We start from the raw sequence: 24478 nt of genomic DNA on the forward strand, positions 1-24478 counted from the left end.
CCCCGGAAGGGTGGGGAGTCGTCTGTGGCGTCGGCGTCCGGATGGCCGCCCGGATGGTCGTCCGGATCGGCGTCCGGATGGCCGCCCGGCAGTTGTGGTCGCTTCTCACCCGGTCAGGCGCACATGGGCGGCCAGTCCCGTGTCCTCGGTGGCCAGTGCTCGTGCGGTGGCGAGGATCGTCGATTCCATCGCCGAGGCGGCTCTGGTCGCCCGCACGTCCGCGCGCGTGGCGAGGCTGACCGTGCGCGAGAGCTGAGGGTCGACCAGCGGCACCGAGGACAGCCGGGGACGGTCGACGAGCACCATGGCCGGAACGACGGCAATGCCCAGCCCGCGTTCGACGAAGCGCAGAACGGCATCCATCTCCGCGCCCTCGACGACGACGGTGGGACGCAGTCCCGCTGACTCGAAGGCCGCCTCGGTGGCCTCTCTGAGGTCGTATCCGTGATGGAACAGGACCTGGGGAAGGTCGGCCACCTCGGCGAGGGTGATGCGGTCCTTGCTCGTGAGCAGGTCGGAATCGGAGGCGGCGATGACCACGAGGTCCTCTCCGAGGACCCCCTGCAGCGCCAGTCGGGGCATCTGTGCGCTCGGCTCGAAGGTGCGGGTGATGAGCGCGAGGTCGAGCCCGCCGCCGGCCAGGGCCTCGATGAGCTCGCGTGAACCCTTCTCCATGAGTTCGAGTTCGACGCCGGGGTGCTCGCGGTGGAACCGACTGATCGCCTCGGCGACGAGGCTCACGCACAGCGTCGGGGTCGCCCCCAGCCGCACCCGCCCGCGCCGCAGCCCGGCGAGCTCATCCATGTCACGGCGGACCGCCTCGGCGTCGGCGAGCATGCGTTTCGCGGTCGGCAGCAGGGTCTTCCCTGCGTCGGTGAGTGTGATGTGCCCGTGGGCGCGATGGAAGAGCTCGGCGCCGAGCTCCTTCTCCAACGTCGAGATCTGCCGGGACAGGGACGGCTGCGCCAGGTGGAGGGTTGCGGCGGCCTTCGTGAAATGGCCGGTGTCGGCCACCTCGACGAAGCTCGTCAGCTGGTCGAGGTTCATGGCTGTTCCCGGTGGGGTCGGTCGTTCATGGCAATAGCGTATCGCTATTGAGTGCAGTGAAACAATGCATTGGACGTATGTAGAAGGCGAACCTAACGTGGAATCCATGAACACCACACAGGGCGGAACCCGCCGGAAAGAACACTCAGTCTCCACCTCGGTGCTGGTCATCGGGACCGGCGGATCGGGGCTGCGCGCCGCGATCGAAGTCGCCGAAGCCGGCGCCGACGTCCTCGCCGTGGGCAAGCGGCCGAAGGAAGACGCGCACACCTCGCTCGCAGCCGGCGGCATCAACGCGGCCCTGGCCACCGTCGATCCCGAGGACACGTGGCAGCAGCACGCGGCCGACACGATCAAGGAATCCTATGACCTCGCCAACCCCCGCACCGTCGAGATCGTCACCCAGGGAGCAGCCGAAGGTATCGCCGACCTGGAGCGATATGGAATGGACTTCGCGAAGGAGGACGACGGTCGGATCTCTCAGCGCTTCTTCGGCGCCCACACCTGGCGTCGCACCGCTTTCGCCGGCGACTACACCGGGCTCGAGATCCAGCGCACCCTCATTCGTCGCGCCGAATCCCTGAACATCCCGATCCTCGACCGCGTCTACATCACGAAGCTGCTCGTCGCCGACGGTCGGATCTTCGGCGCCTACGGCTTCGATGTCATCGACGGCACCGGCTACCGCATCCACGCCGACGCCGTCATCCTCGCCGCCGGCGGGCACAACCGGATCTGGCGGCGGACGTCGTCGCGCCGGGATGAGAACACCGGCGACTCCTTCCGCCTGGCCGTCGAGGCCGGTGCCCGGCTGCGCGATGCCGAACTCGTCCAATTCCACCCTTCGGGCATCATCGAACCCGAGAATGCCGCCGGCACTCTGGTCTCCGAGGCGGCGCGCGGCGAGGGCGGCATCCTGCGCAACGGAGTGGGGGAGCGGTTCATGGAACGCTATGACCCGCAGCGCATGGAGCTGTCCACTCGCGACCGCGTGGCCTTGGCCGCCTACACCGAGATCGCCGAGGGGCGGGGAACGGAGAACGGCGGCGTCTGGCTCGACGTGTCCCACCTGCCCCGGGAGACGATCATGAACCGGCTGCCGCGCGTGTTCGCCACGCTCATGGAGACGCAGATGCTCGACATCACGCGCTCGCCGATCGAGATCGCCCCGACCGCGCACTACTCGATGGGCGGAGTCTGGGTCGACCCGGTCGACCACAGCACCGACGTCGAGGGGCTGTGGGCCATCGGCGAGGCCTCGTCGGGGCTGCACGGGGCGAATCGGCTGGGTGGGAATTCGCTCATCGAACTCCTCGTCTTCGGTCGCATCGTCGGTCGGTCGGCGGTGGCGTACTCCGACGGGTTGGAGGCGCAGGTGCGGAGTCGGGATGCCGTCGCCGAGGCGCGGGCCGAGATCGATGATCTGCTGTCGTCCGAGGGTACGGAGAATGTCCGGGCGCTGCAGCGCGAGGTCCGCAACCTCATGACCGAGCACGCCGGAGTCGTCCGTGACGAGGCGGGCCTGCAGGCCGGGCTGGAGAAGCTTGCGGCGATCGAGGCACGACTCGAACTCGTCGGCATCCACCCCGACATCGCCGGGTTCTCCGACCTTGCGCACGCCTTCGACCTCAAGTCCTCGGTGCTTGCGGCGCGGGCGACCATCGAGTGTGCGTTGGAGCGCCGCGAGACCCGCGGCTGCCACAACCGCAGCGACTACCCGGAGCAGAATCCTGAGCTGCAGGTCAATCTCGTGTGGTCGCCGAGCACTGGGGTGGTCCGCGAGTCGATTCCGCCGGTCGACCCCGAGGTCGAGGCACTCATGCACACCGGCGAGATCAGCCAGGAGGGCAAACTCGTCGAATAACCCCTATTTGCTACCCGACGGCGGCCCAGCAACCTCGCGCGAGGGTGCTGGGCCGCCGTCAGGTGTGTCTGCGGGGTGTCAGGCGGGTGCGGATGCCGCCGGTACCCGTTCACGCAGATACCCTGCGACGGCCATCCGGTTGATCGCCGAGCGGCTGACGATGCCGACCATGCGTCCTCCGGCCCCGTCCACCACTGGCACCTTCTTCAGCTTCGCGTCGGAGAGGGCGGCGACGGCATCGGCGATCGAGGCGTCGACGTCGATGGTGACGACCTCCTGGGTCGCCAGTCGCATGACATCGAGGTCCGCGAGATCGGCCATGGCCTGGTTCAGGTCCTCTTCGGGCCCGATCGCGAACGAGTAGATCGACGTCGATGAGGGGTGGGCCGCCGACAGATAGCGCATGACGTCACCGTCGGAGAGGAAACCGACCAGATCGCCGTCGGCATCGAGCACCGGTGCCCCGGAGATGCCGCGCTCGGTGAAGGTCCGCAGCGCCTCGAGCACGCTCTGGTCTGCCGACAGAGCGAACACCTCGGACTTCATGATCGCCGCGACGGTAGTCGGATCGATCATGCCCACGGTGATGTTCGCCGAGGCGGCTGACCGCTCGCCCGGGTCCGCCGAGGTGGCCGAAAGGTCCGTCGAGTCTCCCGCCGAGGCTGCCCCCGGGTCGGTATCGCCCGCAGTGTCAACTGCCGAGTCACCCTGATCACTGCGACCCGCCTGATCGGCGCGGTCACGCCGCACCGATCGGTAGGCGAGGAACGCGAGCACGATGCCGATCACCGAGGTGGCCACCACCAGAGCGACGGAACCGCGGAAACCCAGGAGCAGCGAAGAGAGTTCGCTGCCGCCGGATTCCAGGCGTGCCGCACTCAGTGCACCGTAGACTCCTGCGGCCAGTGAGGTGCCGACGCAGCCGGCGATCTGGAAGCTGGTGGAGACGACGGTGACACCGTGCGGACTGGTCTCGCGGTCGAGGTGGGACAGGGCGAAGGTCTGCACGGGCCCGATGACGAATGCCGTCGCCAACACCGCTGGGGCGTAGAGCGCGCCGAAAACCACGAGGGAGGTCTGTCCGGCGGCCAGTCCGACCAGGCTGACGAAGACGGCCATGACGAGGAATCCGAGGGGGATCGACCAGCGACCGCCGTGGCGATCGAACAGCCGTCCGGCCACGGGCCCCAATGCCACGGTGAGCAGAATGCCCGGGGCAAGTGTGAGCGAGGCGCCCATCGGCGGAACATCGCGGGCTGCCTGCAGAAACAGGGGAATGACGACGTTCATCGCGAAGACGAACACGAGTCCGAGCATCGTCATCACCACACCGAGGACGAACGGGGTGCTCGAGAACGGCCTCAGGTCGAGGAGCGGATGCTCGATGCGACGCTGGCGTGCGATGAATGCCCACAGGGCCAACAGTCCGATGGCCCCGGGCACCGCCGCCCACAGAGCTGAGCCGCCGAACGCCGCGGTGACGCCGTAGAGGATGCCGATGAGAGCCACGGCCACGAGCAGAAACGAGAGGGTGTCGAGGCGGGGCCGGCCGAGTTCGGCGACGGTGCGCAGGACGAGGGCGCCGGCAATGAGCACGATGAGGCACAGTCCGCCGAAGACCCACATGAGCGTCGTCCACGGGGCGACGGTGAGAAGGGCACCGGAGAGGACGATGGCCAGCGAGGGCCCCAAGGTGGTCATTGCCGCCATGATGCCCATATTCATCCCGAGCTTCTCCCGTGAGGAGACGGCCAGGGTGATGTTCATGCCGATCGGGGTGAGCAGGCCCGTGCCGATCGCCTGCAGCAGACGTCCGATGAGGAGGACGCTGAAGCTCGGGGCGAAGGCTCCGATGACGGACCCGATGACCATGACCGCGACGACGCTGACGAACAGACTGCGGGTGGGGAACCGGTGATAGAGGACATTGGCGACCGGGACGAAGACCGCGGCGACGAGGAGGTAGGCCGTGGTCAGCCATTGGACCGTGTTCACGGTGACGCCGAAGTCGGCCATGATCGGGGTGAATGCGACGTTGAGGAAGGTTTCGTTGAACGTGGCGAGGAACGCTGCGGCGGCCGCAACCGCGATCATTGGTCCCACGCGTTCGCTCGCGTGCGGACGGGAATGGACAGGTGAGGTCATGGAATCTCCTGACAGTCGGCGGATGTCAGCTGCTTGACCGTGCCGTGTCAGAAGTTGCTGGAATGAACCTCGCGTGTCGTGTCATCGAAGCGCTGTGGCCTGTGGGCCGTCAATGAATGTAGCAGATTCCGCCGATCTTCATAAGCCGAGCCGGACCGATCGCCCCCGCCCACTTACCCCTCCCTGATACCCGACGGCGGCCCAGATACCTCGATCCTTCTATGTCTTGTCAAGCGGTTTGAGGAACGATATCTAGCGCGTTGAGGATCTTGAAGACTCGGCGCGCTAGATACCATTTGAGCTTGCGCCGGATTTCCTTCTTCGACTTCTTCGTCGGGTCCTCACCATAGTGCTTGCCAACATAGTCTCGGGTCCGCTCATCATGGACCATCCGGTTCATGATCACCGTGTGCAAGGCCCGGTTCAATTGCCGGTCACCACCCCGATTCAACCGATGACGATGCGTGTTGCCCGACGACGCAGGAATCGGATTCACCCCCGCCAGGGCAGCGAATGCCGCGGCGTTGCGGACCCGTCCGGGATGGGACCATGCGGTGAAGCACATCGCGGCGCTGAAGGGCCCGAACCCGGGCTCATCCAGCAAAGCAGCCGCCGGGCTGGCCTTCACGAGCTCGGCGAGTTTAGCGAGGTTGCCTGCCAGCTCCTCATCAATGGCGAGAACACGTTTAGCAAGGCGAATTGCTTCATCCCGGGCAGTGGCTAACCCGATGTCTTCCTTCCTGTCTCGCCACCGAGAGATCTCAGCGACCTGATCGACCGTGAGTGACTTGCGGGCATCGAGTCCCAGATCGTTGGTCCGCACCAGCGCGGTCAGAGCATTGATCGAACGGGTACGTTCGGTGCTCATAGAGTTCCGGGCCGCAAGCAGCACACGAAGTGCTTGACGGACCCCTTCGCCCTGGCGCGGCCACCGCAGCTGTTCGGCATCCAACCGCAGTACGGATTCTGCGATTCGGCGGGAATCGAGTTCGTCGCTCTTGCCCACTCCGTGGCGGGCTTTGGCGTCCATGCGCCCGGCTTCGACGACGGGGTACCCGGCCATGGTGATGTGGCCGGTGAGCACTGCACCGTAGGAGGCAGCACCTTCAACAACCCAGAGTGTGTCGAGGTCACCGTCGGTGCGTCGACCGACCCAGCTCAGTGCTCGTTTGATGCCCGCGGCAGTGGTCGGGAAGGTGCCGGTGTCGATGAGGGCACCGGTGTTGGTGATGATCGTGTAGACGTGGTTTCTGGCGTGTGTATCGACGCCGATGAAGAAACTGTATAAGTGCGCGACAATGGACATAGCGGTTAGAAGCTCCCTATTTTGACCGATGGGTTGCATGGCCGCTTGCGGCCGGTACCGGTCCGGGTAGAGGTCACTTCGGAACAACACTGTGATGAGTCACATCCCCGGGTTACCGGGGGTGGACAGCCTTCTGATCAAGTTACCGAGGTGGGCCGAGTCGGTGCCGGCCGCACCATCCATGTGATCGGACAAATCGACGTTAAGACACCACTGTGTGGGTCAGCGCCACGTAGAGTCACGACCACGAGATGGAGAGGCCAACACCTACTCTGCCAGCCAGTCCCAGACCAGCCACTATCAATACTCACAGCGCCAGGTTGCTGCGCCGCCGTCACGTAGCAGTTAGGGGTGGTGGGATTGTGTTGGGAGGTGTGAAGACCGCGTTAAGATCGACCGCCGACCGGCTCCATCGACGGTGAGGCGGGCGAATATCACTCACCCCATCGCCGAGGCAGCCCATCGACCGTCCGTGTGCCGAGTTCCGTACGACTTTGGTCCACTTCCCGCACCTCGAATCCCGCACGACGCCGTCTCGATCATCGTGCCCGGAGGCCCGCCCGACCGCAGTACCTGCACACTCTGACGGGCATGGGCTACCGGTTCACGCCGTAGAGTGGTCTCCATGCCCAATCTCACACGAGTCGCCGTCCGCATCATCCTGCTCGATTCCGCTTCACGTGTGCTGCTCTTCGAGGGCAGAGACCTCTCCGACACCGAGGACGTCGTCCGCTTCTGGTTCACCGTCGGCGGAGGCCGCGATGAGAACGAAACCCTGCGTGAGACCGCTGAACGGGAACTGCTCGAGGAGACGGGGCTGTCAGGATTCGACCTCGTCGGACCGTTTCACCGCCGCGAATTCGACTTCCTCAACCACGGCGAACCTCAACATCAGATCGAACACTTCTTCGCGGCGAGGACGGCGCGGACGAATCTGACCGACTCGAACTGGACGGACCTCGAGCGGAAAGCCATGACGACGTGGCAGTGGTGGAGTGCCGACGACCTCGAGACGAAGGACATCACGTACTTCCCGGAGAACCTGCCGGATCTGATGAGGCAGGCGTCCACCTTGGTGTAAGCCGCCTCGGCGACGGTGTCGGTGACATTGGTCTGCGCCGGTGCCGCCCCTCCCTTGCTACCCGACAGCGGCCCAGATACCTCGCGCCAGGTTGCTGGGCCGCCGTCAGGTAGCAATTACGGGGGAGTGGCACAGGTTCTTGTCAGGTCGGACCGGAATAATCGTGATCAGCCGCCCACATGATCACTTTCGGAAGGACCATGGACGACTATCGAAGTCCCGGCTGGGACATCACTTTCAGCACCTCTGACCAACTTCATACCGCGCGGATCGACGCGTCGCGTGCCCGTCTCGAGCGGGCCCAGAGCCTGCGAGCAGGTGGTCGCCGTTGACCTGGCTGCTCTCGCTCCTCATCGGACTGCTCGTCGTCCTCCTCATCACCGTGGCCACCGGCTACTTCGTGGCGCAGGAATTCGCGTACATGGCCGTCGACCGCTCCCGCCTCGGCGCGCGCTCGGCCGCCGGTGACCGCTCCGCTGATCGGGCCCTGGCGATCACCCGCCGCACCTCCTTCATGCTCTCGGGCGCTCAGCTCGGCATCACCGTCACCGGCCTCCTCGTCGGTTATGTCGCCGAGCCGCTCATCGGCACGGCCGTCGGCGAAGCGCTCGGCGGCACACCGATCCCACAGGGCACCGGCATCCTCATCGGCACTGTGCTCGCGCTGCTGGTCTCGACGCTCATCCAGATGCTCTTCGGCGAGCTGTTCCCGAAGAACCTCGCGATCGCCCGCCCCGAGGCGCTCGCCACCTGGCTCGCGCGCTCGACATCGATCTACCTGCTGCTCTTCGGCTGGCTCATCACGGTCTTCGACAAGGCCTCCAACGCCCTGCTGCGCATCCTCGGCATCGAACCGGTCCACGACGTCGATCACGCCGCGACCCGCCGCGACCTCAAACACATCGTCGCCGAATCCCGGGAGAGCGGCGACCTCGTCGACGAGGATTCGCTCATCCTCGACCGAATCCTCGACTTCCCGCAGCAGACTGTCGAGCACGCCACCGTACCGCGCTCACGGGTCGACGTCGTCACCGAGGACATGAGCCTCACCGAGGTCCGGACGCTCATGGCCACCGGCCACTCCCGCTATCCCGTCCTCGACGTTGAGGGAGCGGTGATCGGCACGATCGACCTCCTCGACGTGCTCACCGTCCCGGTCGCCGACCCACCCACCGGCCCGCCCTCCGAGCCGCCCACCGAGTCCACTGTCCCAACCACGGGCACGACCTCCTCGGCGGGAGAATCGGCGAAGGACGACGCCACCGCCTCGGCGACGGACACGCTCCCCACACTTCGTGACCTGCTGGCCGATCCGGTGTTCGTTCCCGCCTCCCTGCCCCTGCCGGACGCAGTGGCCACGCTCATCGAGCACCGCGCTCAGATGGCCTGCGTCGTCGACGAATACGGCGGCTTCGCGGGCATCGTGACGATGGAGGACCTCGGAGAGGAGCTCGTCGGCGACATCGTCGACGAGCACGATACCGACGTCGAAGCCATCGCCGACATCGGCGATGGGACCTGGTCGACGCCGGGATCCATCCCCCTCGACGAGGTGGCCCGCACCCTCCAGCGCGAACTGCCGGCCACCTCGGCGCAGACCCTGTCCGGGCTGGTCATCGAGCACGCGAAGGGCTTCCCCGACGTCGGCGATCGCATCGTCATCGTCCTGCCGATCGACCCCGCCGAGCTCGCCGACGCCGAACCGCCGAGCCCCGCCAGACTCCTCGCCGAGGTGGTCGAAGTGGACTCGCACGTGCCCTCACGGCTGCGGATCGGAATCGAGGTGGACCGATGAGCAATCCATGGGTCATCATCGCCATCACCGTCGCCATCATCGGACTCAGCGCCTTCTTCGTCGCCGTCGAATTCGCGCTCATCGCCGCCAAACGCCACCGGCTCGAGGACGAAGCGGCGAACAGCCGCTCGGCCCGGGCAGCACTGCGCAGCTCGACCGAACTCTCGGTCCTCCTCGCCGGCTCCCAGCTGGGCATCACGGCTTGCACCCTCGCGCTCGGCGCGATCACGAAACCGGCGGTCCACCACTGGATCACCCCGCTCGCCGAGGCGGTCGGACTTCCGCTGTGGATCGCCGACCTCACCGGGTTCGTCCTCGCGCTCATCATCGTGACGTTCCTCCACCTCGTCGTCGGTGAGATGGCGCCGAAGTCATGGGCCGTGGCCCATCCGGAGCGCTCGGCGATCATGCTCGCGCTGCCGATGCGGGCGTTCATGGTCCTCACCCGACCGCTGCTGCACGTGCTCAACTCCGCGGCGAACGCGTGCCTGCGCCTCGTCGGGGTCCAGCCCGTCGACGAGGTTGATCAGGGGCACACCTCGGAGGATCTGCGGCAGCTGCTGCGACATTCGGCGCAGGTGGGCACGCTCGAACAGGAGTCCTCGGATGCGCTGCTCGGGGCGCTCGAACTCTCCCGGATCAGCCTCGACGACCTCGTCGCAGGTCGCGCGGAACCGGTCGTCATCGGACCGGGTGCGACGGCCGGCCAGGTGCGTAAGGCTGCGCGTCAGAGCCGCCATCGGCGGATCCTTGTGCACACCGAGGCGGGTGTCGTGCCTGATCAGGTCGCCCACGTCCGCGATGTGCTCGGTCTCGCGGAGGGAGATGACGTCGCCGAGGCGGCCCGCCCCGTCACGGTGTTGTCGGGGTCGATGACGGTCGTCGCCGCGTTCTCAGCGATGCGGGCCGAGGGCACTCAGCTCGCCTTGGTCGCCCGCAGCGACGGCAGTCACGCGGTCGTCACCGTCACCGACGTCCTCCGCCACCTCCTCCCGACCGAAAACGCACACACCTAAACGCCTCTATTACTACCCGACGGCGGCCCAGATACCTCGCGCCAGGTTGCTGGGCCGCCGTCACGTAGTAATTGGGACTCCGAAAAAACGGATGCATCTATTAATGCATGCATCTGTTATCGTGGGGGTGTGAACGACATGCTGACGCTTCCGTGGGACCACATCGATGACAGTTCGCCGATCGCTGCACGGATGGCCGCCTGGGCCGCCCGCGAGATCATCGAGCGCCGCTTCGAACCCGGTACCCTGCTCACCGAGGCCGAGCTCGCCGAGGCGCTGCAGGCCAGCCGCACTCCCGCCCGGGAGGCGATGCTCCAGCTCGAGCGCTGGCGCCTCGTCCGCCTGGTCCCGAAGAAGGGCGCGATCGTCACCACCGTGACCAGCGCCGAACGCCGCGACCTCCTGGCCGTGCGCGCAATGTTCGAAGTCAACGCCGTCCAGTCACTGACAACTGACGACGGACTCGAACCCGTCGCCGCCGACCTGCGCGTCCTCCTCGACCGGCAAAAACAGGCAGTCGAGGCCGGCGATACCCTCGGCTTCGCCAGCGCCGACTACAGCTTCCACGCCCGCATCATCCGCAGCGGCGGCAACGCCGTCATCGACGAGATGCTCACGACCATGGGCCCTCGCCTCGCGCGCCTGACTTATCAGGTCATCATCGACCGCCCGAGCTCACTCGAGACCCTCTTCGACGAACACGACGAACTCACCGACCTCGCCGAACGCGGTGATGTCGAGGCCTTCGGCACGCTCGTCCGCCGCCATATCGACGCCACCCATTTCGCCTGACGCCGACACTGACGCACACAGAACCACGAACCGTCGACACTGAATCGCAGCAATGACCTCAGAGCCAGCCACCCCAGCCACAGCTACCGCAGCTCCCGACACCACCGCCCCGACCGCCGAAACCGTTGGCACTCACACAGAATCACACCCCCGCCGAGGCGGCTCCACCCCACCGCGTCATGCGTGGCTTCGGGTGGCTCCCGCGATGTTCCTGCTGGCCTGGGGCGGCAATCACTTCACCCCGCTCGTGCACATGTACGAAGAAGACGGCGGCTTCGCCGTCTGGCAGGCGAACCTGCTGCTGGGTATGTACGTGGGCGGACTCATCCCCGGACTCCTGGCCGCCTCGGCGCTGTCGGATCGGCGCGGACGCAAACCGGTTCTCATCGCCGGAACGATCGCCGCGATCCTCGGCAGCCTCCTCCTCGCCCTCGGCTTCGACCTCTTCTGGCTGCTCTGCGTCGGTCGTGTGCTCGCCGGAATCGGCGTCGGCGTCGCGATGTCGGTGGGCACGAGCTGGATCAAAGAGCTCTCGTCACCGCCCTTCGACCACGAGGCCGGCATCACCGCCGGCGCCCGTCGTCCCGCGCTCACCCTGACCTTGGGCTTCGCGCTCGGCGCCTTGGTCACAGGGTGCCTGGCCCAGTGGGGGCCGGCGCCCGAGGTGACGCCCTACGCGGTCCACGGAGTGCTCAACCTCGTCGCGCTCATCATCGTGTTCGCCGCACCCGAATCGCTGCCGAAGCACCGCCGGTCGCAGCAGCACTGGTGGCAGGGACTGCGGATCCCGCTCGTCGGTCACCGGACCTTCGTGCGCCTCATCATCCCCGCAGCCCCCTGGGTCTTCGGCGCCGCCGGCATCGCCTATGCGGTCATGCCCGCGCTCGTCCAGGACGAGCTGGGGGAGTGGACGACCCTCTACGCGACCGTGCTCACCGTTGCCACCCTCGGCGCCGGGGCGCTCGTGCAGAACCTCGTCCCGCTGGTCAATCGGTGGACCGGCGGACGCGGACTCGTCGTCGGGTTGGCCATGATGAGCCTCGGCATGATTCTCGCGGTCATCGCCGCCCTCGTCGCCGATCCGATCCTCGCCTTCGTCGTCGCGATCGTCCTCGGACTCGCCTACGGCATCTGCGTCGTCTCCGGCCTCATCATCGTCCAGGCCATCGCCGAACCCGACGACCTCGCCGGAATCACCGGCGTCTACTACTCGCTCGCCTACTCAGGCTTCCTGCTGCCGACCGTGCTCGCCGCGCTCCTGCCGCTCATGGGCTACAGCGTCTCGCTCGGCGGGGTGGCCGTGATCTGCCTGCTCAGCCTCGGTGCCGTGTCACTGGGGTCGATGCGGACGGGATCGCGGCGGACGGGCTGACGGCTGCGAAGCTCGACGACAACGAGGGCTGACGGCCACGAGACCACAAACTAGGATGACACCAGATCGCAACCCCGACAGAGAGGTCCAAGAGAATGCTCGGACGCACACGTGAAGAACCGACCCCGGCGGTCAGCGCCTTCATCGACATCATGGGCCCACGCCACGTGCTCACCTCGGCGCGGGCGACCGCACCGTACGCGAAGGGCAACCGCTTCGGCGGCGGCAACGTGCTCGCGGTGCTGCGGCCCGGCAGCCTCGTCGATATGTGGCGGGCGCTGCAGGTGTGCGTCGATCACGACCTCATCGTCATCCCGCAGTCGGCGAACACCGGCCTGACCGGGGGATCAGGGCCCGGCGATCAGGACTACGACCGCGAGATCGTCATCATCTCGACCCTGCGTATCAACCAGATCCACCTCATCAATGACGCCCGCGAGGCCGTGTGCCTGGCCGGATCGACGCTCTACGAACTCGAGGACGAACTCGCCGCACACGGCCGTGAGCCGCATTCGGTCATCGGGTCCTCCTCGATCGGTGCCTCGGTCATCGGTGGCATCGCGAACAACTCCGGCGGCAGCCAGATCCGCAAGGGCCCGGCCTTCACCGAGCACGCGATCTTCGCCCGCGTCAACGCCGACGGGAAACTCGAACTCGTCAACCATCTGGGCATCAGCCTCGGCGACGATCCCGCGCACATCCTCGACAAACTCCAGCGCGGACACTGGGGCCCCTCCGACGTCACCCCGCCGCCCGAGGACACCTATGAGACCGACTACGCCGACCACGTCCGCGAGATCACCGACTCCCCGGCACGGTACAACGCGAACCCGAAGTTCCTCCACGAGGCCTCGGGGTCGGCGGGCAAGCTCATGGTCTTCGCCGTGCGCACCCGTACGTTCCCCAAGGTCACGGACACGACGACGTTCTACATCGGCACGAACAGTCCGGCCGAACTCGAAGAGCTGCGCCGGGCGATCCTGACCTCGGATCGGCCGTTGCCGATCTCGGGAGAGTACATGGGTCGACCGTCCTTCGACCTCGCGGAGAAGTACGGCAAGGACACGTTCGTATCCGTCAAGCACGCCGGCAGCCGCGAGCAGATCAAGCTCTTCGCGCTGAAGAACTGGGCCAACGGGGTGTTCGCGAAGATGCCGTTCTTCGGCGAGACCGTCGCCGACACGATCGCCCAGCGCGCTTTCGGACTCCTGCCGCAGCAGCTGCCGAAGCGGATGCTCGAGTTCCGCGACCGCTTCGAGCATCACCTGCTGCTCGTCGTCGCAGGCAGTGAGAAAGCTGAGACCGAAGAATTCCTCAACTCCTTTTTCGCCGAGGCGGCCCACGAGGGGGACTTCTTCATCTGCACGGCCGATGAGGCGAAGTCCGCAATGCTCCATCGCTTCGGTGCCGCCAGTGCCGCCACTCGCTACTTCAACCTCAACCGCGAGGACTCCTCGGAGATGATCACCTTCGACGTCGCGCTGCGTCGAGACGAGGAGGACTGGCTCGAGGTGCTGCCCGACGAGATCGCCGATCAGCTGCACATCAGTTCCTACTACGGTCACTTCTTCTGCCACGTCCTCCACCAGGATCATGTGGCGAAGAAGGGGGTCGATCCGGTGGCGCTGAAGAGGCAGATGATGGAGTTGCTCGAGGCCCGGGGTGCTGCCGTTCCCGCCGAACACAACTATGGCAGGCTCTACCACGTGCCGGAGACGATGGAGGCGCACTTCAAGGAGCTCGACCCGTGCAACGTCTTCAACCCCGGCGTCGGCGAGACCTCCCCACACAAGAACTGGGCGTGAAGGCCACCCTGCCCGCATCCCACACAGTTAACGGCACACCACCCTGTTGCAAAGGGGTGGTGTGCCGTTAACTGTGCCGGATACCGACGGTAACCCAGTGACCCGAATCAGTCCACGTCTGCGATGTCAGCGGCAGCGGCCGCCTCGGCGCGAGCCTGCTTGATCTTGCGAGACCGCGTAACGGTATTGAGGGCGATGACGACGACGATGCCGATAGCCGCGCCCATGATCAGTGAAGAACCACCATCCGAAACGGCAAGCATTGAGCCGAGCCCCGCATCGATAAGGGGGTGGCCAGAGGTTACATGGAAAATCACTGCGACGAGCCAGCCAGCGGTGAAGATCGCTCCGATGATGTAGGAAGTAATGAGGCGCTTCGGTGCGATCCGTGCGGCCACGAGCTTGAAGTCGACCCCTTCGCGCCGGCAGTAGATCGCCGTTGCGGCTCCCGTCACGCCTGATGCCAGAACGATCGGGACAGTCCAGAGGCCGGCGCCGATGACGGCGAAGATGAGTGCGAGAGCGAAGAACGCATACGTCGAGACGACCGCGCCGAAAGTGTAGGCGCGCAGGATGACATCCCGTTCGCGTTCATCGCCCATCGAGGGGTCGTTGAAGCCGGCGATTCTGTCAGCGAGTTCGTTGGTGGGCTTCTTCTTGTCGCTCGTGCTGTTCACTGTGTTTCCTCCTTCAGCGAGAAGATCTCTTCGACGGTGGTCTCGAGTGCGCGGGCGATGCGCAGTGCCAGGTACACGCTCGGGGCGTAGTCGCCGCGCTCGGTTGCGATGATCGTCTGGCGCGAGACCCCGGTGAGCTGTGCGAGCTGGGCCTGGGTGAGCCCAGCGGCCTTGCGAACCTGTTTGAGGTCCGAGGTCTGAACTTCCATGAAGCTCCTTGATGTCAACTTCTCTTTACACCTAAAAGTAAAACATGTTTGACATTCGTATGTCAATGATCTTTGACATCGCCGAGGTGGCTGCGCAGTTTCGCTCGCTGACCGGGCCGATCGTGTGGGCCGTGATGGGGTCGAGTTGGGCTCGAGCGTGAGCATCCCTCACCGGAAACGACAAAACACCCCGCTGCAACGGGGTGTTTTCGCGCTACCGGTGAAGGATTCAGCCCCAGCCCCGGCCCCAACGACGAGGCCGCCGACTACTCCTCGACCTTGACCCTCCGCCGGTCCTTCTCCAGCCGCACCTCGTGGCTCGAGCGGGAAGGATTGAGCAGCTTGAGCAGCGACAGCGCAACCACAGCTCCCAGCACCGCGCACCCGGCGGGCAGCAGCATCGCAGTCTTCGCATCGGCGGCGTCGATGATGTTGCCGGCGATCGCCGAACCGAAGGCGACGCCGAAGCCCAACGAGGTCCCGAGCCACGCGAAGGCCTCGGTCAGGCGGCGAGGCGGGGCGAGCTGTTCGATGACGGAGTTCGCGCCGATGAGGCTCGGGGCGATCGCCGACCCGACGACGACCAAGATGATGCCGTAGGTGACCATCGAATTCGCCAGCAGCATCAGGCACGCGCCGACTGCCAAGGCCGACACCGCGACACCGAAGCGGTGGTGCACGGCGGCCTTCCAGCTCCGTGCCCCGTACAGCCCCCCGGACACCAGCGACCCCAGTGCCAGGCACGACAGCAGCACACCGGCCGTGGACTTCACGCCGAGTTCGTCGGCGAAGGCGACGGCGATGACGTCGATCGCACCGAAGTTCACGCCGAGGAAGATGTTGACGAAGATGATCGCAAGGATGCCCGGGTTCGAGACCACGTGCCCCTTGGCCTCGGTGGTCCGCTCGACCGGCGGCGGTTCGGTCGCCTTCTGGATGTAGAGCAGCAGCGAGCCCACACCCACGGTGATCATCGAGAGGATGATGCCCGCCGGCGGCCACACCGCGGTCGCGAGCACCGTGGCCAGCACGGGCCCGGAGACGAACATCAGCTCATCGGCGACGGACTCCCACGAGAACGCGGTCTGCAGCTTCTTCGGCGTATCCACGAGGTGTGACCAGCGCGAACGCACGAGCGAGCCGACGGAGCCGACGGTGGCGCCGCCGATGCCGGCGAAGGCGAAGATGAGGCCCGGCCACCAGTCGCCGTAGACGGAGACGATGAGCAACGTCAGCGCCGCGAGGTGGATGACGACGATGGGCGCCATCACCCGCGACTGGCCGTGGCGGTCGACGAGCCGCGCGATCCCGGGGCCGGCAAGGGCTTGGACGATCATGTACACGGCGGAGACGATGCCCGCCAGACCGTAGGATCCGGTCACGCCCTGGATGAACAGGACGATTCCCAGTCCCAGCACGGCGATGGGCATCCGGGCGACGAGACCGGCCAAGGAGAACTTGAGAGCACCGGGAAGCGACAGAATTTCCCGATAGTTGTTGAACACCAGGAAAGTCTACCGAGCGCCCCGAACGTCGGCCAGGTGAACTCTGCGTTATTACTGGTGAGTCGCCTCACCTCGGCGCCGGTGAGATCACCGTTCGATCACAATGCTATCATCGGCGACCGAAGGGCTCGCCGGGACGCGTGCACGGGCGCTGACAAGGACGAACACCCTCGCCGAGGTGGCCCTGCCCTCTCGTGCGACCGCACGGTCGGGCGCAGGGAGTGTTGCGGATGTGAGAACTGAGTCACCCCGGCCGCTATACAATAGGCGGGATTGCCCACTTTCCCGGCGTGATGCGCCGCCCCGAAACCCCGGAGTGCCGATGACGGACAACACCACCTTCGACGATCTCTTCGACCACCAACCCGAAGAGCAGCAGCGACCGCGGAAGAAGAAGCGCGTCTGGCGCAAGGTCCTCGTGGTCCTGCTCATCATCGTCATCCTCGGTGTGCTCGGCATCGGACTCTACGTGTGGAACGTCGGACGGTCCTTCGACGACAACGCCAACCGGCTCAGCGATGAACAGGTCTTCGGCAAGCAGAAGAAGAGCGACGGACAGGACGGCGGCACGAACATCCTGCTGCTCGGCTCGGACGAGCCGATGAGCGATGTCGACGTCAACGATTCGCGTGGCCTGCGCTCGGACACGATCATGGTCATGCACCTGCCCAAGGACGGCGGCAACGTCCAGGTCATGTCGATCCCGCGCGACAGCTACGTCGACATCGAGGGCCACGGCAAGGCGAAGATCAACGCGGCCCTGTCCTACGGCGGTCTGCCGCTGGCCGTGTCGACGGTCTCGGACTTCATCGGCACGGACCTCGACCACGTGGCGATCATCGACTTCGAGGGATTCAAGGCACTGACCGACAGCCTCGGCGGGGTGACCGTGAACTCCGAGCAGGCCTTCGAGAAGAACGGCTACACCTTCACCCAGGGCGAGAACGTCTTGGGCGGCGACGAGGCGCTGACCTTCGTGCGTGAGCGCAAGTCCTTCAAGGACGGCGACTTCCAGCGTGCGCGCAACCAGCAGGCGTTCATCCGCGGGCTGACGAACGAGATCATCTCCGCCGACACCTTGTCGAATCCGAAGAAGATCCAGGACATGGTGAAGAACTTCGCCCCGTACATGTACGTCGATTCCGGCTTGGACGCGAAGTACATCTCCTCGACCGCCTTCGACATGCGCGACGTCCGCCCTGGTGACATCGAATTCTTCACCGCTCCCGTCGCCGGCGTCGGCACCTCTCCGGACGGTCAGTCGATCGTCAACGTCGACGAGGACGAGCTGAAGAAGCTCCGCGACTCGTTCAAGAACGACACCGTCGCCGACTATGTGCAGAACGCCCCGGAGGCGCACCTGTAGACGCTCGCGGCGCAGACGACAGCCCCGTACCAGTTCGGTCTGGTGCGGGGCTGTCGTCATACCCTCGCCGAGGTGGCCGACCGTGGCCGCGAATGCGGGCATTATGCCCGCCGGCCTTCCACACGACGAACCCCGCTCCAGGAAATTCCTGGAGAGGGGTTCGTCGGTTGCGGGCGATTATGCCGGGACCGTGTGTCCGAGGCCGTGTCAGTCTTCGAACTGGACCTTATGGACTCCGTTGGGTGTGCCCCACTCGCTGTCAGGATCGGACACCGCTTCGGTCGGGAGTCCGAGCGACATCTTCTCGCCGGTGACGGTGTTCTCGTAGTCGACGTAGGTCGTTCCCGCAGCGCCTTCTGCACCGACCCGGTCCCAGTGGGTGACGTTGTCATCGCCGTGGTCGGCCAGTTCCTCGGCGACCTGCGGTGAGGCGAAGGCTTCGACGCGGTCCGTGGCGCCCTGTCCCCACGCGCGGACGAGCTCATCGGCATACTTGACCGTATTGGTCGGGTAGTAGACGGACTGCGTATCGATGTTCGAGGCAGCCGACTGGCTCGACGAGTCGGCGCCGGAAGCATCGGCGGCCATGGCCGGTCCAGTTGCGAGTCCGACGCCGGTGAGTCCTGCGACGGTGGCGATTCCCAGGGCTGCTGCACGATTGCGGATGGTGGGCTTCATTGTGTCGATCCCTTCTTCTCATGTGCTGCCACCGACCAGCGGTAGGGCTCGGCGGCATGTCGTTGACGGGGATCAGTATTCCGACCGAATCTGAGGTCGCGGCAACGATCACTGGGAACGAACTCAGAGCCGGTAACGGCATGAAGACAGCACTGTTGCAGTTGCGCGACAGCGGTGAAACACAACCGCAGGAATCGCATTTGGTGGCGCAGCAGAAGGCCCGCGACAGCGGGGATCGAGCCACTCCGACGCGGCAGTCGGCGAGGCCGCCTCGACCTCGCCGGCGGGTTTCATTGCGACATTTCCGATCAAGCAGCGATACGCGATCGTGACCCGATGATCTTGCTAACCCGCCCGCCAAATCGGGCTTCGTTGGGTGGCTTTATCTGATTCAGATAAAGCCACCTAAAGTTGAAAAACCGTTCCGCGATCTCCTCGCTGCTCGTCACTCGTGATCCCGCCGAGGCTGTCCCACGGTCGACCTTGTCCGTTGCGCGGCGCGGTCGCTCACTTACCGGTTACGCCGAAGAACGCGTCGTGCACGACGCGCTCTTCGACCGGACGGATGAGTGAGAGCGCGGGCGGGCGCAGGTCCGAGACTCGGGCTGCTGCTCAGCCGATGAGAGCGCGAGAGGAGTGAGCACGCACAAGCGCGCGGACTCACAGGCTGTACCCCGATCGCTACTTGCCGAGCACCCCGTCGACGAGGGTCCGGGCGTCGTGCTGGACGGCCCGCAGGTGGTCTTCGTTGCGCAGGGACTCGGCGTAGATCTTGTAGACGTCTTCCGTGCCCGAGGGGCGCACCGCGAACCAAGAGTTGTCCGTGGTGACCTTGAGCCCGCCGATCGGAGCGTTGTTCCCCGGCGCCGAGGTGAGCACCGAGGTGACCGCTTCGCCGCCGACGGTCTTCGCGCTCACCTGGCCGGCCTCGAGGGCACCGAGCCGGGCCTTCTGTTCGCGGGTGGCAGGTGCGTCCTGACGGGCATAGGCACTGGTGCCGTAGTTGGCGGCCAGGCCGGCGTAGCGTTGCGAGGGAGTCTGGCCCGTCTTCGCCGTCATCTCGGCGGCGAGCAGGGCGAGGATGATGCCGTCCTTGTCCGTCGACCACACTCGCCCGTCGCGGCGCAGGAACGAGGCTCCCGCCGATTCCTCGCCGCCGAAGGCCAGTGTCGAGTCGAGGAGTCCGGGGACGAACCATTTGAAGCCGACGGGCACTTCGAACAGCGACCGGTCGTGGGAGGCGACGATCCGATCGACGATCGACGAGGTGACCAGGGTCTTGCCGATTCCGGCACCCGCCGGCCAGCCGGTGCGGGAATCGAGCAGGTAGTCGATGGCCGCGGCCAGATAGTGGTTGGGGTTCATCAGGCCCGCATCGGGAGTGACGATGCCGTGGCGGTCGGCATCGGCATCGTTGCCGGTGGCGATGTCGTAGTCGCCGCGCGAGGCGATGAGTCCGGCCATCGCGAACGGCGAGGAGCAGTCCATGCGGATGTTCTCATCCCAGTCCAAGGTCATGAACGACCAGGTGGGGTCGACGTCGGGGTGGACGACATCGAGGTTGAGGTCGTAGTCCTCGGCGATCGCCGCCCAATAGTCGACGCTGGCTCCGCCGAGCGGATCGGCGCCGATCTTCAGTCCGGAGGATCGGATGATGTCGAGGTCGATGACGGACCCGAGGTCGTCGACGTAGTTCGAGACGTAGTCGAAGTTCTCGGTGTTCCCCAGATGGAAGGCCCGTTGGAAGGCGGTGCGCGGAATCTTCTCCCACCCGTCGACGAGGTAGGCGTTGGCGCGTTCGGCGATCCACGTCGTCGTCTCGGTGCCGGCGGGTCCGCCGTGCGGTGGGTTGTACTTGATGCCGCCGTCGGCGGGCGGGTTGTGGCTGGGGGTGACGATGATGCCGTCGGCCTGCGCGTCCTCACGCGACTTCCCCGCGTTGAAGCCGAGGATCGCATGCGAGACGGCCGGAGTCGGCGTGAAACCGTCGCGTTCGTCGATGAGAGCGGGCACCTCGGCGGCGGCGAGCACCTCGAGGACGGTGAGGAACGCAGGTTCGCTCAGGGCGTGGGTATCGCGGCCTAGGAAGATCGGCCCGCGGATGCCCTTGTCGCGGCGGAAATCGACGATGGCGGCGGTGATGGCGGCGATGTGCGCCTCGTTGAATGACCGGTTGAAGCTCGAACCGCGATGCCCCGAGGTTCCGAAGCTCACCGCCTGCGACGGCACTGAAGGGTCGGGGATCAGATCATGGTACGAGTCGAGGAGGGCGGGGATGTCCACGAGATCCCGATCCTGGGCCAACTGGCCGGCGCGAGTAGTCATTCTTCTACCTTGCCAAACCTCGGCCACCTGTCACAGTCCAGTCCACGGAGTTCTTGCATCGTGGACTCTGGGCCCGTCGGAGCGCGATCACGCCACGTCGAAGCGCGACCCGTCACGTCGAAGCGCGATCGCGGCACGTCGGACCGCGATCGCGCGAGGTATCTGCCTGGGCGCCGAATCAGTCCGGCGGCTCCACGGAGTCGTCCTCTTCTTCGTTCGTGTCTCCACCACCGATGTCTCGGTCTTTGTCGGGGGAGGATCCTTCGGCCTTGGCCTGGGCATCTTCAGGATCTCGTTCGACCGGGACATCATGCTCCTCGGCGATGCGCCGGAGCCGTTCCTCAGGCGTCTGGGAACTGCCTTCTGCGTCTGTCTCGGCGCTGATGCCGACGGCGGAGCTGTCGATCTGCTCCTCGTCCTCGATCTGCTGCTCGTCCTCGGTGTCCTGTGCCGGTTCGTTCGTCGGCAGGTTCTTCTTCTCGTCGCTCATGGACTCTCTGCTCCTCTCGGAGGCGAAGGCCCTCACCGCGTTCGGCGGCGGGGTGGGATCCGCGAAAGCGATATCGCGATCCGTGGACTCGACGTTAGACCCAACGTGGCGTGGGAGCAAGGGGGCACGGACGCAACCCTGGGCAGCAGGACGACCCTGAGATAGAGTGAAATCACCGCGCGGACAGGCGCCGAGAGGTCTGCCCCACACAATCCCACACCGATGTGGCGAGGAGTTCAGGCATGGTCGGGGCCGAGAGGGAATCGATCACACAGCGAGCGTTCACCGGCGGTCTGCCCGCCGACGCGTTCATCGATGCGACCTTGTCCGATATCCACCAGCGCTATCTGGGCCTCGACGATGGTGAGGTCGCCGACTACATTCCCATCCTCGCCGAGGCGGACCCGAGCAGGTTCGGCCTCAGCCTCATCGAATCGGCCGGGGCCGTGCATGAGATCGGCGACGCCGATCTCGAATTCTCCATCCAGTCGATCTCGAAGGCCTTCGTCTTCGCTCTCGTCTGCCAGGCTCGCAGCACCGAACTCGTCCACGAACGCGTGGGTGTGAACAACACGGGACTCCCGTTCAACTCGGTGATGGCCATCGAACTCAACGACGGCAAACCGCTGAATTCGATGGTCAACGCCGGCGCCATCGCCACGACCGCACTCATGCCCGGGGCCACCTCGGCGGAGAAATGGGAGAACATCTGGTCCGGGCTCTCCCGCTTCGCCGGTCGGCAGCTGCGCCTCGACGGTCGGGTCTACCAGTCGGAGATGGAGGCGAACCAACGCAACAAGGCTCTGGCCCGGCTGCTCGAGAGCTACGGTCGCATCATCACCGACCCGCTCGACACCGTCGACGTCTACACCCGCCAGTGCTCGCTGCTGGTGACCGCGCACGATCTCGCGGTCATGGGCGCGACGCTCGCCGACGGCGGCATCAACCCGCTGACCCGCTCCCGCGTGGTCTCCGCCGAGGTCGCCCGCGACACCCTGGCCCTGCTCGCCTCGTGCGGGATGTACGAGAACAGCGGGGAGTGGCTCTTCGAGATCGGTCTGCCCGCGAAATCCGGGGTCTCCGGCGGCATCGTCGCCATCGCCCCGGGCAAGGGTGCGTTGGGCACCTATTCGCCGAGGTTGGACTCCGCGGGCAACAGTGTGCGCGGTCAGCGCGCGTGCTTCCACATCTCCCGAGCACTGGGGATGAACCTCTTCGCCTCGGACGCCGTCGAACGCCCACGGAAAGGACGATGATGACCACCGAAACCGCAGCGCACGAGACCGAGGAGCGGCGATCATGGGCCCCGATGATCGGACTCTTCCTCGCCCAGGTCCTCATGTCCTTCAATGTGGCCGCACTGCCGATCTCGCTGGGCGGAATGGTCGATGACTTCGGCGTTCCGCCCACCGTCGCCTCGTCGACGATCGTCGTCTACGGACTCGCTGTCGCCGCGCTCGTGATGACCGGCGCGAAGCTGGGGCAGCGGATCGGCTGGGTGCTCATCTTCCGCGTCGTGCTCGTCGTCTTCGCGGCCTCCTCGCTGCTGATGATCTTCTCCCGCACCGTCGCCTGGGTCATCACCGGGCAGCTGCTCGCCGGTGCCGCGGCCGCGATCATCGTGCCGGCGCTGGTCGCACTCATCGCGGAGAACTACCGGGGTGCGCAGCAGGCGGCGGCGGTCGGGTCGCTGGGGTCGGCACGTGCCTTCTCGGGGATGAGCGCCTTCCTCATCGGCGGCACGTTGGGCACCTTCGTGGGGTGGCGGCCGATCTTCTTCATCACACTCGGGCTCGCCGTCGTCGTCTTCGCGCTGACGTTCACCCTGAGATCGGACAAAGGCGATGCCTCGATCCGGATCGACCTCGTCGCTTCGGGACTCATCGGCGCGGCCGTCGTGCTGCTGACGATGGGATTCAACAACCTCAACGCGTGGGGCATCATCCGCGCCGAGGATGGGGCGCCGTTCGCGGTCGCCGGGCTGTCCCCGGCGCCGGTGTTCATCGTCGCAGGCATCGTCCTCGGGCAGCTGTTCTTCATGTGGACGAAGCGGCGGAAGGCGGCCGGGAAGGTCCCGCTCGTCGACATCAGCGTGCTCGGTCGGCCGAGCGAACGAGCGGCCGTCTACGCCATGTTCGTCATCGTCGCCATGGAGGCGGCCGTGAACTTCACGGTCCCGACCTATATCCAGGTCGTCCAGGGACGGACCCCTTTCGACACGTCGCTGGCGATGCTGCCGTTCAACCTCACGGTCTTCGTCACCGCCACCCTCATCGTCCGCTTCTACAAGCGCTACGCCCCGCGCACCATCGCGCTGTTCTCGTTCGGGCTGACGACGGCGGCGCTGGTGTGGTTGGCGTTCGTCGTGACGAACAACTGGGAGACGCTGCCGACGATCCTCGGCCTCATCGTCTTCGGCATCGGCCAGGGCGCCTTGGTGACTTTGGTGTTCAATGTGCTCGTCACGGCCGCACCGAAGCATCTGGCCGGCGACGTCGGGTCGATCCGCGGCACGGCGCAGAACCTCGCTTCGGCGGTCGGGACTGCGGTGATGGGCGCACTGCTGGTCACGGTGCTGTCGACCGGGCTGGCATCCGCCGCCGATGATCATCCCGAGCTTCCGCCGGAGCTGATCACCCAGGTCGACCTCGACAATGCGAACTTCGTCAGCAACGACGAACTGCGGGAGATCCTCTCGGGCACGACGGCGACACCGGAGCAGGTCGAGCACGCGGTGGAGCTGAACTCGCAGCAGCGTCTGCGCACGCTCAAGCTCGGTTTCCTCATTCTCGCCGGGATCAGTCTGGCGGCGGCGCTGCCGGCCTCACGTCTGCCGAAGTACCGACCGGATGAGATCCCGGATCCGGCCGCGGAGGGCTAGAGTCCCGGTCGGTGAGGAACGGCCGGTATCGGTACCTGAAAGTCTCGGATCTGAGCAGATCTCTAGCTTGATAACTTTATCAAGGAGCCCCGTTCCCCTCGGTGTCGAACTATTCCGAAGTTTA

The 24478-nt window shown here is 65.8% G+C and carries 20 protein-coding genes; 11 read left to right on the forward strand and 9 right to left on the reverse strand.

Annotated features, from left to right (window positions below; all coding sequences use genetic code 11):
- Positions 1-105 precede the first annotated feature (105 nt).
- On the reverse strand, positions 106-1047 hold the full coding sequence (locus tag J9314_RS02680) for a LysR family transcriptional regulator (RefSeq protein ID WP_210604363.1): 942 nt from the start codon (positions 1045-1047) through the stop codon (positions 106-108).
- Positions 1048-1153: 106 nt separating this feature from the next.
- Between J9314_RS02680 and J9314_RS02685 the strand changes: the two genes are divergently transcribed.
- Positions 1154-2911 (forward strand): FAD-binding protein, encoded by a 1758-nt coding sequence (locus J9314_RS02685; RefSeq protein ID WP_210604364.1) that lies wholly within the window; start codon positions 1154-1156, stop codon positions 2909-2911.
- A gap of 78 nt (positions 2912-2989) precedes the next feature.
- On the opposite strand, the gene J9314_RS02690 is transcribed toward J9314_RS02685, so the two are convergent.
- Positions 2990-5056 (reverse strand): MFS transporter, encoded by a 2067-nt coding sequence (locus J9314_RS02690; protein WP_210604365.1) that lies wholly within the window; start codon positions 5054-5056, stop codon positions 2990-2992.
- A gap of 229 nt (positions 5057-5285) precedes the next feature.
- On the reverse strand, positions 5286-6362 hold the full coding sequence (locus J9314_RS02695; RefSeq protein ID WP_210604366.1) for an IS110 family RNA-guided transposase: 1077 nt from the start codon (positions 6360-6362) through the stop codon (positions 5286-5288).
- A 625-nt stretch (positions 6363-6987) separates the two neighbouring features.
- Here J9314_RS02695 and J9314_RS02700 point away from each other — a divergent pair.
- The 6 genes from J9314_RS02700 (at position 6988) to dld (ending at position 14223) form a co-directional block, all read left to right on the forward strand.
- A complete protein-coding gene (locus J9314_RS02700; protein WP_210604367.1) occupies positions 6988-7443 on the forward strand; it encodes an NUDIX hydrolase in 456 nt (151 codons plus the stop codon).
- Positions 7444-7771: 328 nt separating this feature from the next.
- A complete protein-coding gene (locus tag J9314_RS02705) occupies positions 7772-9238 on the forward strand; it encodes a hemolysin family protein (RefSeq protein WP_210604368.1) in 1467 nt (488 codons plus the stop codon).
- Positions 9235-10254 carry a CNNM domain-containing protein gene (locus J9314_RS02710; protein ID WP_210604369.1) on the forward strand — a complete coding sequence of 340 codons (1020 nt, stop codon included), beginning with the start codon at positions 9235-9237 and terminating at the stop codon, positions 10252-10254. The genes J9314_RS02705 and J9314_RS02710 overlap by 4 nt, the downstream gene beginning before the upstream one ends.
- 138 nt (positions 10255-10392) lie before the next feature.
- Positions 10393-11046, forward strand: a complete 654-nt coding sequence (locus J9314_RS02715) for a GntR family transcriptional regulator (RefSeq protein WP_246490721.1) — start codon at positions 10393-10395, stop codon at positions 11044-11046.
- 52 nt (positions 11047-11098) lie between these two features.
- Entirely contained in the window at positions 11099-12418 is a 1320-nt protein-coding gene (locus tag J9314_RS02720) for an MFS transporter (protein ID WP_246490577.1), read from the forward strand.
- A 95-nt stretch (positions 12419-12513) separates the two neighbouring features.
- Complete coding sequence (gene dld / locus J9314_RS02725) at positions 12514-14223, forward strand: D-lactate dehydrogenase (protein WP_210604371.1); 1710 nt, start codon at positions 12514-12516, stop codon at positions 14221-14223.
- A gap of 107 nt (positions 14224-14330) precedes the next feature.
- On the opposite strand, the gene J9314_RS02730 is transcribed toward dld, so the two are convergent.
- The 3 genes from J9314_RS02730 to J9314_RS02740 form a co-directional block, all read right to left on the reverse strand.
- Positions 14331-14900, reverse strand: coding sequence for a hypothetical protein (locus tag J9314_RS02730; protein WP_210604372.1), 570 nt, complete (start codon positions 14898-14900; stop codon positions 14331-14333).
- Entirely contained in the window at positions 14897-15109 is a 213-nt protein-coding gene (locus tag J9314_RS02735) for a helix-turn-helix transcriptional regulator (RefSeq protein WP_210604373.1), read from the reverse strand. The genes J9314_RS02730 and J9314_RS02735 overlap by 4 nt, the downstream gene beginning before the upstream one ends.
- Positions 15110-15375: 266 nt before the next feature.
- Complete coding sequence (locus J9314_RS02740) at positions 15376-16614, reverse strand: MFS transporter (protein ID WP_210604374.1); 1239 nt, start codon at positions 16612-16614, stop codon at positions 15376-15378.
- Positions 16615-16936: 322 nt separating this feature from the next.
- Here J9314_RS02740 and J9314_RS02745 point away from each other — a divergent pair, with 322 nt between their 5' ends.
- Positions 16937-17980 carry an LCP family protein gene (locus tag J9314_RS02745; RefSeq protein WP_181276171.1) on the forward strand — a complete coding sequence of 348 codons (1044 nt, stop codon included), beginning with the start codon at positions 16937-16939 and terminating at the stop codon, positions 17978-17980.
- 207 nt (positions 17981-18187) lie between these two features.
- On the opposite strand, the gene J9314_RS02750 is transcribed toward J9314_RS02745, so the two are convergent.
- Positions 18188-18658: a hypothetical protein gene (locus J9314_RS02750; protein ID WP_210604375.1), complete on the reverse strand. Its 471-nt coding sequence runs from the start codon at positions 18656-18658 to the stop codon at positions 18188-18190.
- A 411-nt stretch (positions 18659-19069) separates the two neighbouring features.
- Here J9314_RS02750 and J9314_RS02755 point away from each other — a divergent pair, with 411 nt between their 5' ends.
- Positions 19070-19231, forward strand: a complete 162-nt coding sequence (locus J9314_RS02755) for a hypothetical protein (protein ID WP_210604376.1) — start codon at positions 19070-19072, stop codon at positions 19229-19231.
- A gap of 108 nt (positions 19232-19339) precedes the next feature.
- Here J9314_RS02755 and pgm read toward each other — a convergent pair whose 3' ends face one another.
- Entirely contained in the window at positions 19340-20983 is a 1644-nt protein-coding gene (gene pgm / locus J9314_RS02760) for a phosphoglucomutase (alpha-D-glucose-1,6-bisphosphate-dependent) (RefSeq protein ID WP_210604377.1), read from the reverse strand.
- Between the two features lie 178 nt (positions 20984-21161).
- A complete protein-coding gene (locus J9314_RS02765; RefSeq protein WP_210604378.1) occupies positions 21162-21473 on the reverse strand; it encodes a hypothetical protein in 312 nt (103 codons plus the stop codon).
- Positions 21474-21715: 242 nt separating this feature from the next.
- On the opposite strand from J9314_RS02765, the gene glsA reads away from it, so the two are divergent.
- Positions 21716-22729, forward strand: coding sequence for a glutaminase A (gene glsA, locus J9314_RS02770; RefSeq protein ID WP_210604379.1), 1014 nt, complete (start codon positions 21716-21718; stop codon positions 22727-22729).
- Positions 22729-24354, forward strand: a complete 1626-nt coding sequence (locus J9314_RS02775) for an MFS transporter (RefSeq protein ID WP_246490578.1) — start codon at positions 22729-22731, stop codon at positions 24352-24354. Before glsA ends, J9314_RS02775 begins: the two co-directional genes overlap by 1 nt.
- The last annotated feature ends 124 nt before the right edge of the window (positions 24355-24478 follow it).

The organism is Brevibacterium oceani, assembly GCF_017948325.1.
Classification (GTDB): Bacteria; Actinomycetota; Actinomycetes; order Actinomycetales; family Brevibacteriaceae; genus Brevibacterium; species Brevibacterium oceani.

Excerpts from the sequence above, each read along its gene's own strand:
- J9314_RS02680 (WP_210604363.1), bottom strand. The coding sequence starts at position 1,047 with ATGAACCTCGACCAGCTGACGAGCTTCGTCGAGGTGGCCGACACCGGC.
- J9314_RS02685 (WP_210604364.1), top strand. The coding sequence starts at position 1,154 with ATGAACACCACACAGGGCGGAACCCGCCGGAAAGAACACTCAGTCTCC.
- J9314_RS02690 (WP_210604365.1), bottom strand. The coding sequence starts at position 5,056 with ATGACCTCACCTGTCCATTCCCGTCCGCACGCGAGCGAACGCGTGGGA.
- J9314_RS02695 (WP_210604366.1), bottom strand. The coding sequence starts at position 6,362 with ATGTCCATTGTCGCGCACTTATACAGTTTCTTCATCGGCGTCGATACA.
- J9314_RS02700 (WP_210604367.1), top strand. The coding sequence starts at position 6,988 with ATGCCCAATCTCACACGAGTCGCCGTCCGCATCATCCTGCTCGATTCC.
- J9314_RS02710 (WP_210604369.1), top strand. The coding sequence starts at position 9,235 with ATGAGCAATCCATGGGTCATCATCGCCATCACCGTCGCCATCATCGGA.
- J9314_RS02715 (WP_246490721.1), top strand. The coding sequence starts at position 10,393 with ATGCTGACGCTTCCGTGGGACCACATCGATGACAGTTCGCCGATCGCT.
- J9314_RS02720 (WP_246490577.1), top strand. The coding sequence starts at position 11,099 with ATGACCTCAGAGCCAGCCACCCCAGCCACAGCTACCGCAGCTCCCGAC.
- dld (WP_210604371.1), top strand. The coding sequence starts at position 12,514 with ATGCTCGGACGCACACGTGAAGAACCGACCCCGGCGGTCAGCGCCTTC.
- J9314_RS02735 (WP_210604373.1), bottom strand. The coding sequence starts at position 15,109 with ATGGAAGTTCAGACCTCGGACCTCAAACAGGTTCGCAAGGCCGCTGGG.
- J9314_RS02745 (WP_181276171.1), top strand. The coding sequence starts at position 16,937 with ATGACGGACAACACCACCTTCGACGATCTCTTCGACCACCAACCCGAA.
- J9314_RS02750 (WP_210604375.1), bottom strand. The coding sequence starts at position 18,658 with ATGAAGCCCACCATCCGCAATCGTGCAGCAGCCCTGGGAATCGCCACC.
- pgm (WP_210604377.1), bottom strand. The coding sequence starts at position 20,983 with ATGACTACTCGCGCCGGCCAGTTGGCCCAGGATCGGGATCTCGTGGAC.
- J9314_RS02765 (WP_210604378.1), bottom strand. The coding sequence starts at position 21,473 with ATGAGCGACGAGAAGAAGAACCTGCCGACGAACGAACCGGCACAGGAC.
- glsA (WP_210604379.1), top strand. The coding sequence starts at position 21,716 with ATGGTCGGGGCCGAGAGGGAATCGATCACACAGCGAGCGTTCACCGGC.
- J9314_RS02775 (WP_246490578.1), top strand. The coding sequence starts at position 22,729 with ATGACCACCGAAACCGCAGCGCACGAGACCGAGGAGCGGCGATCATGG.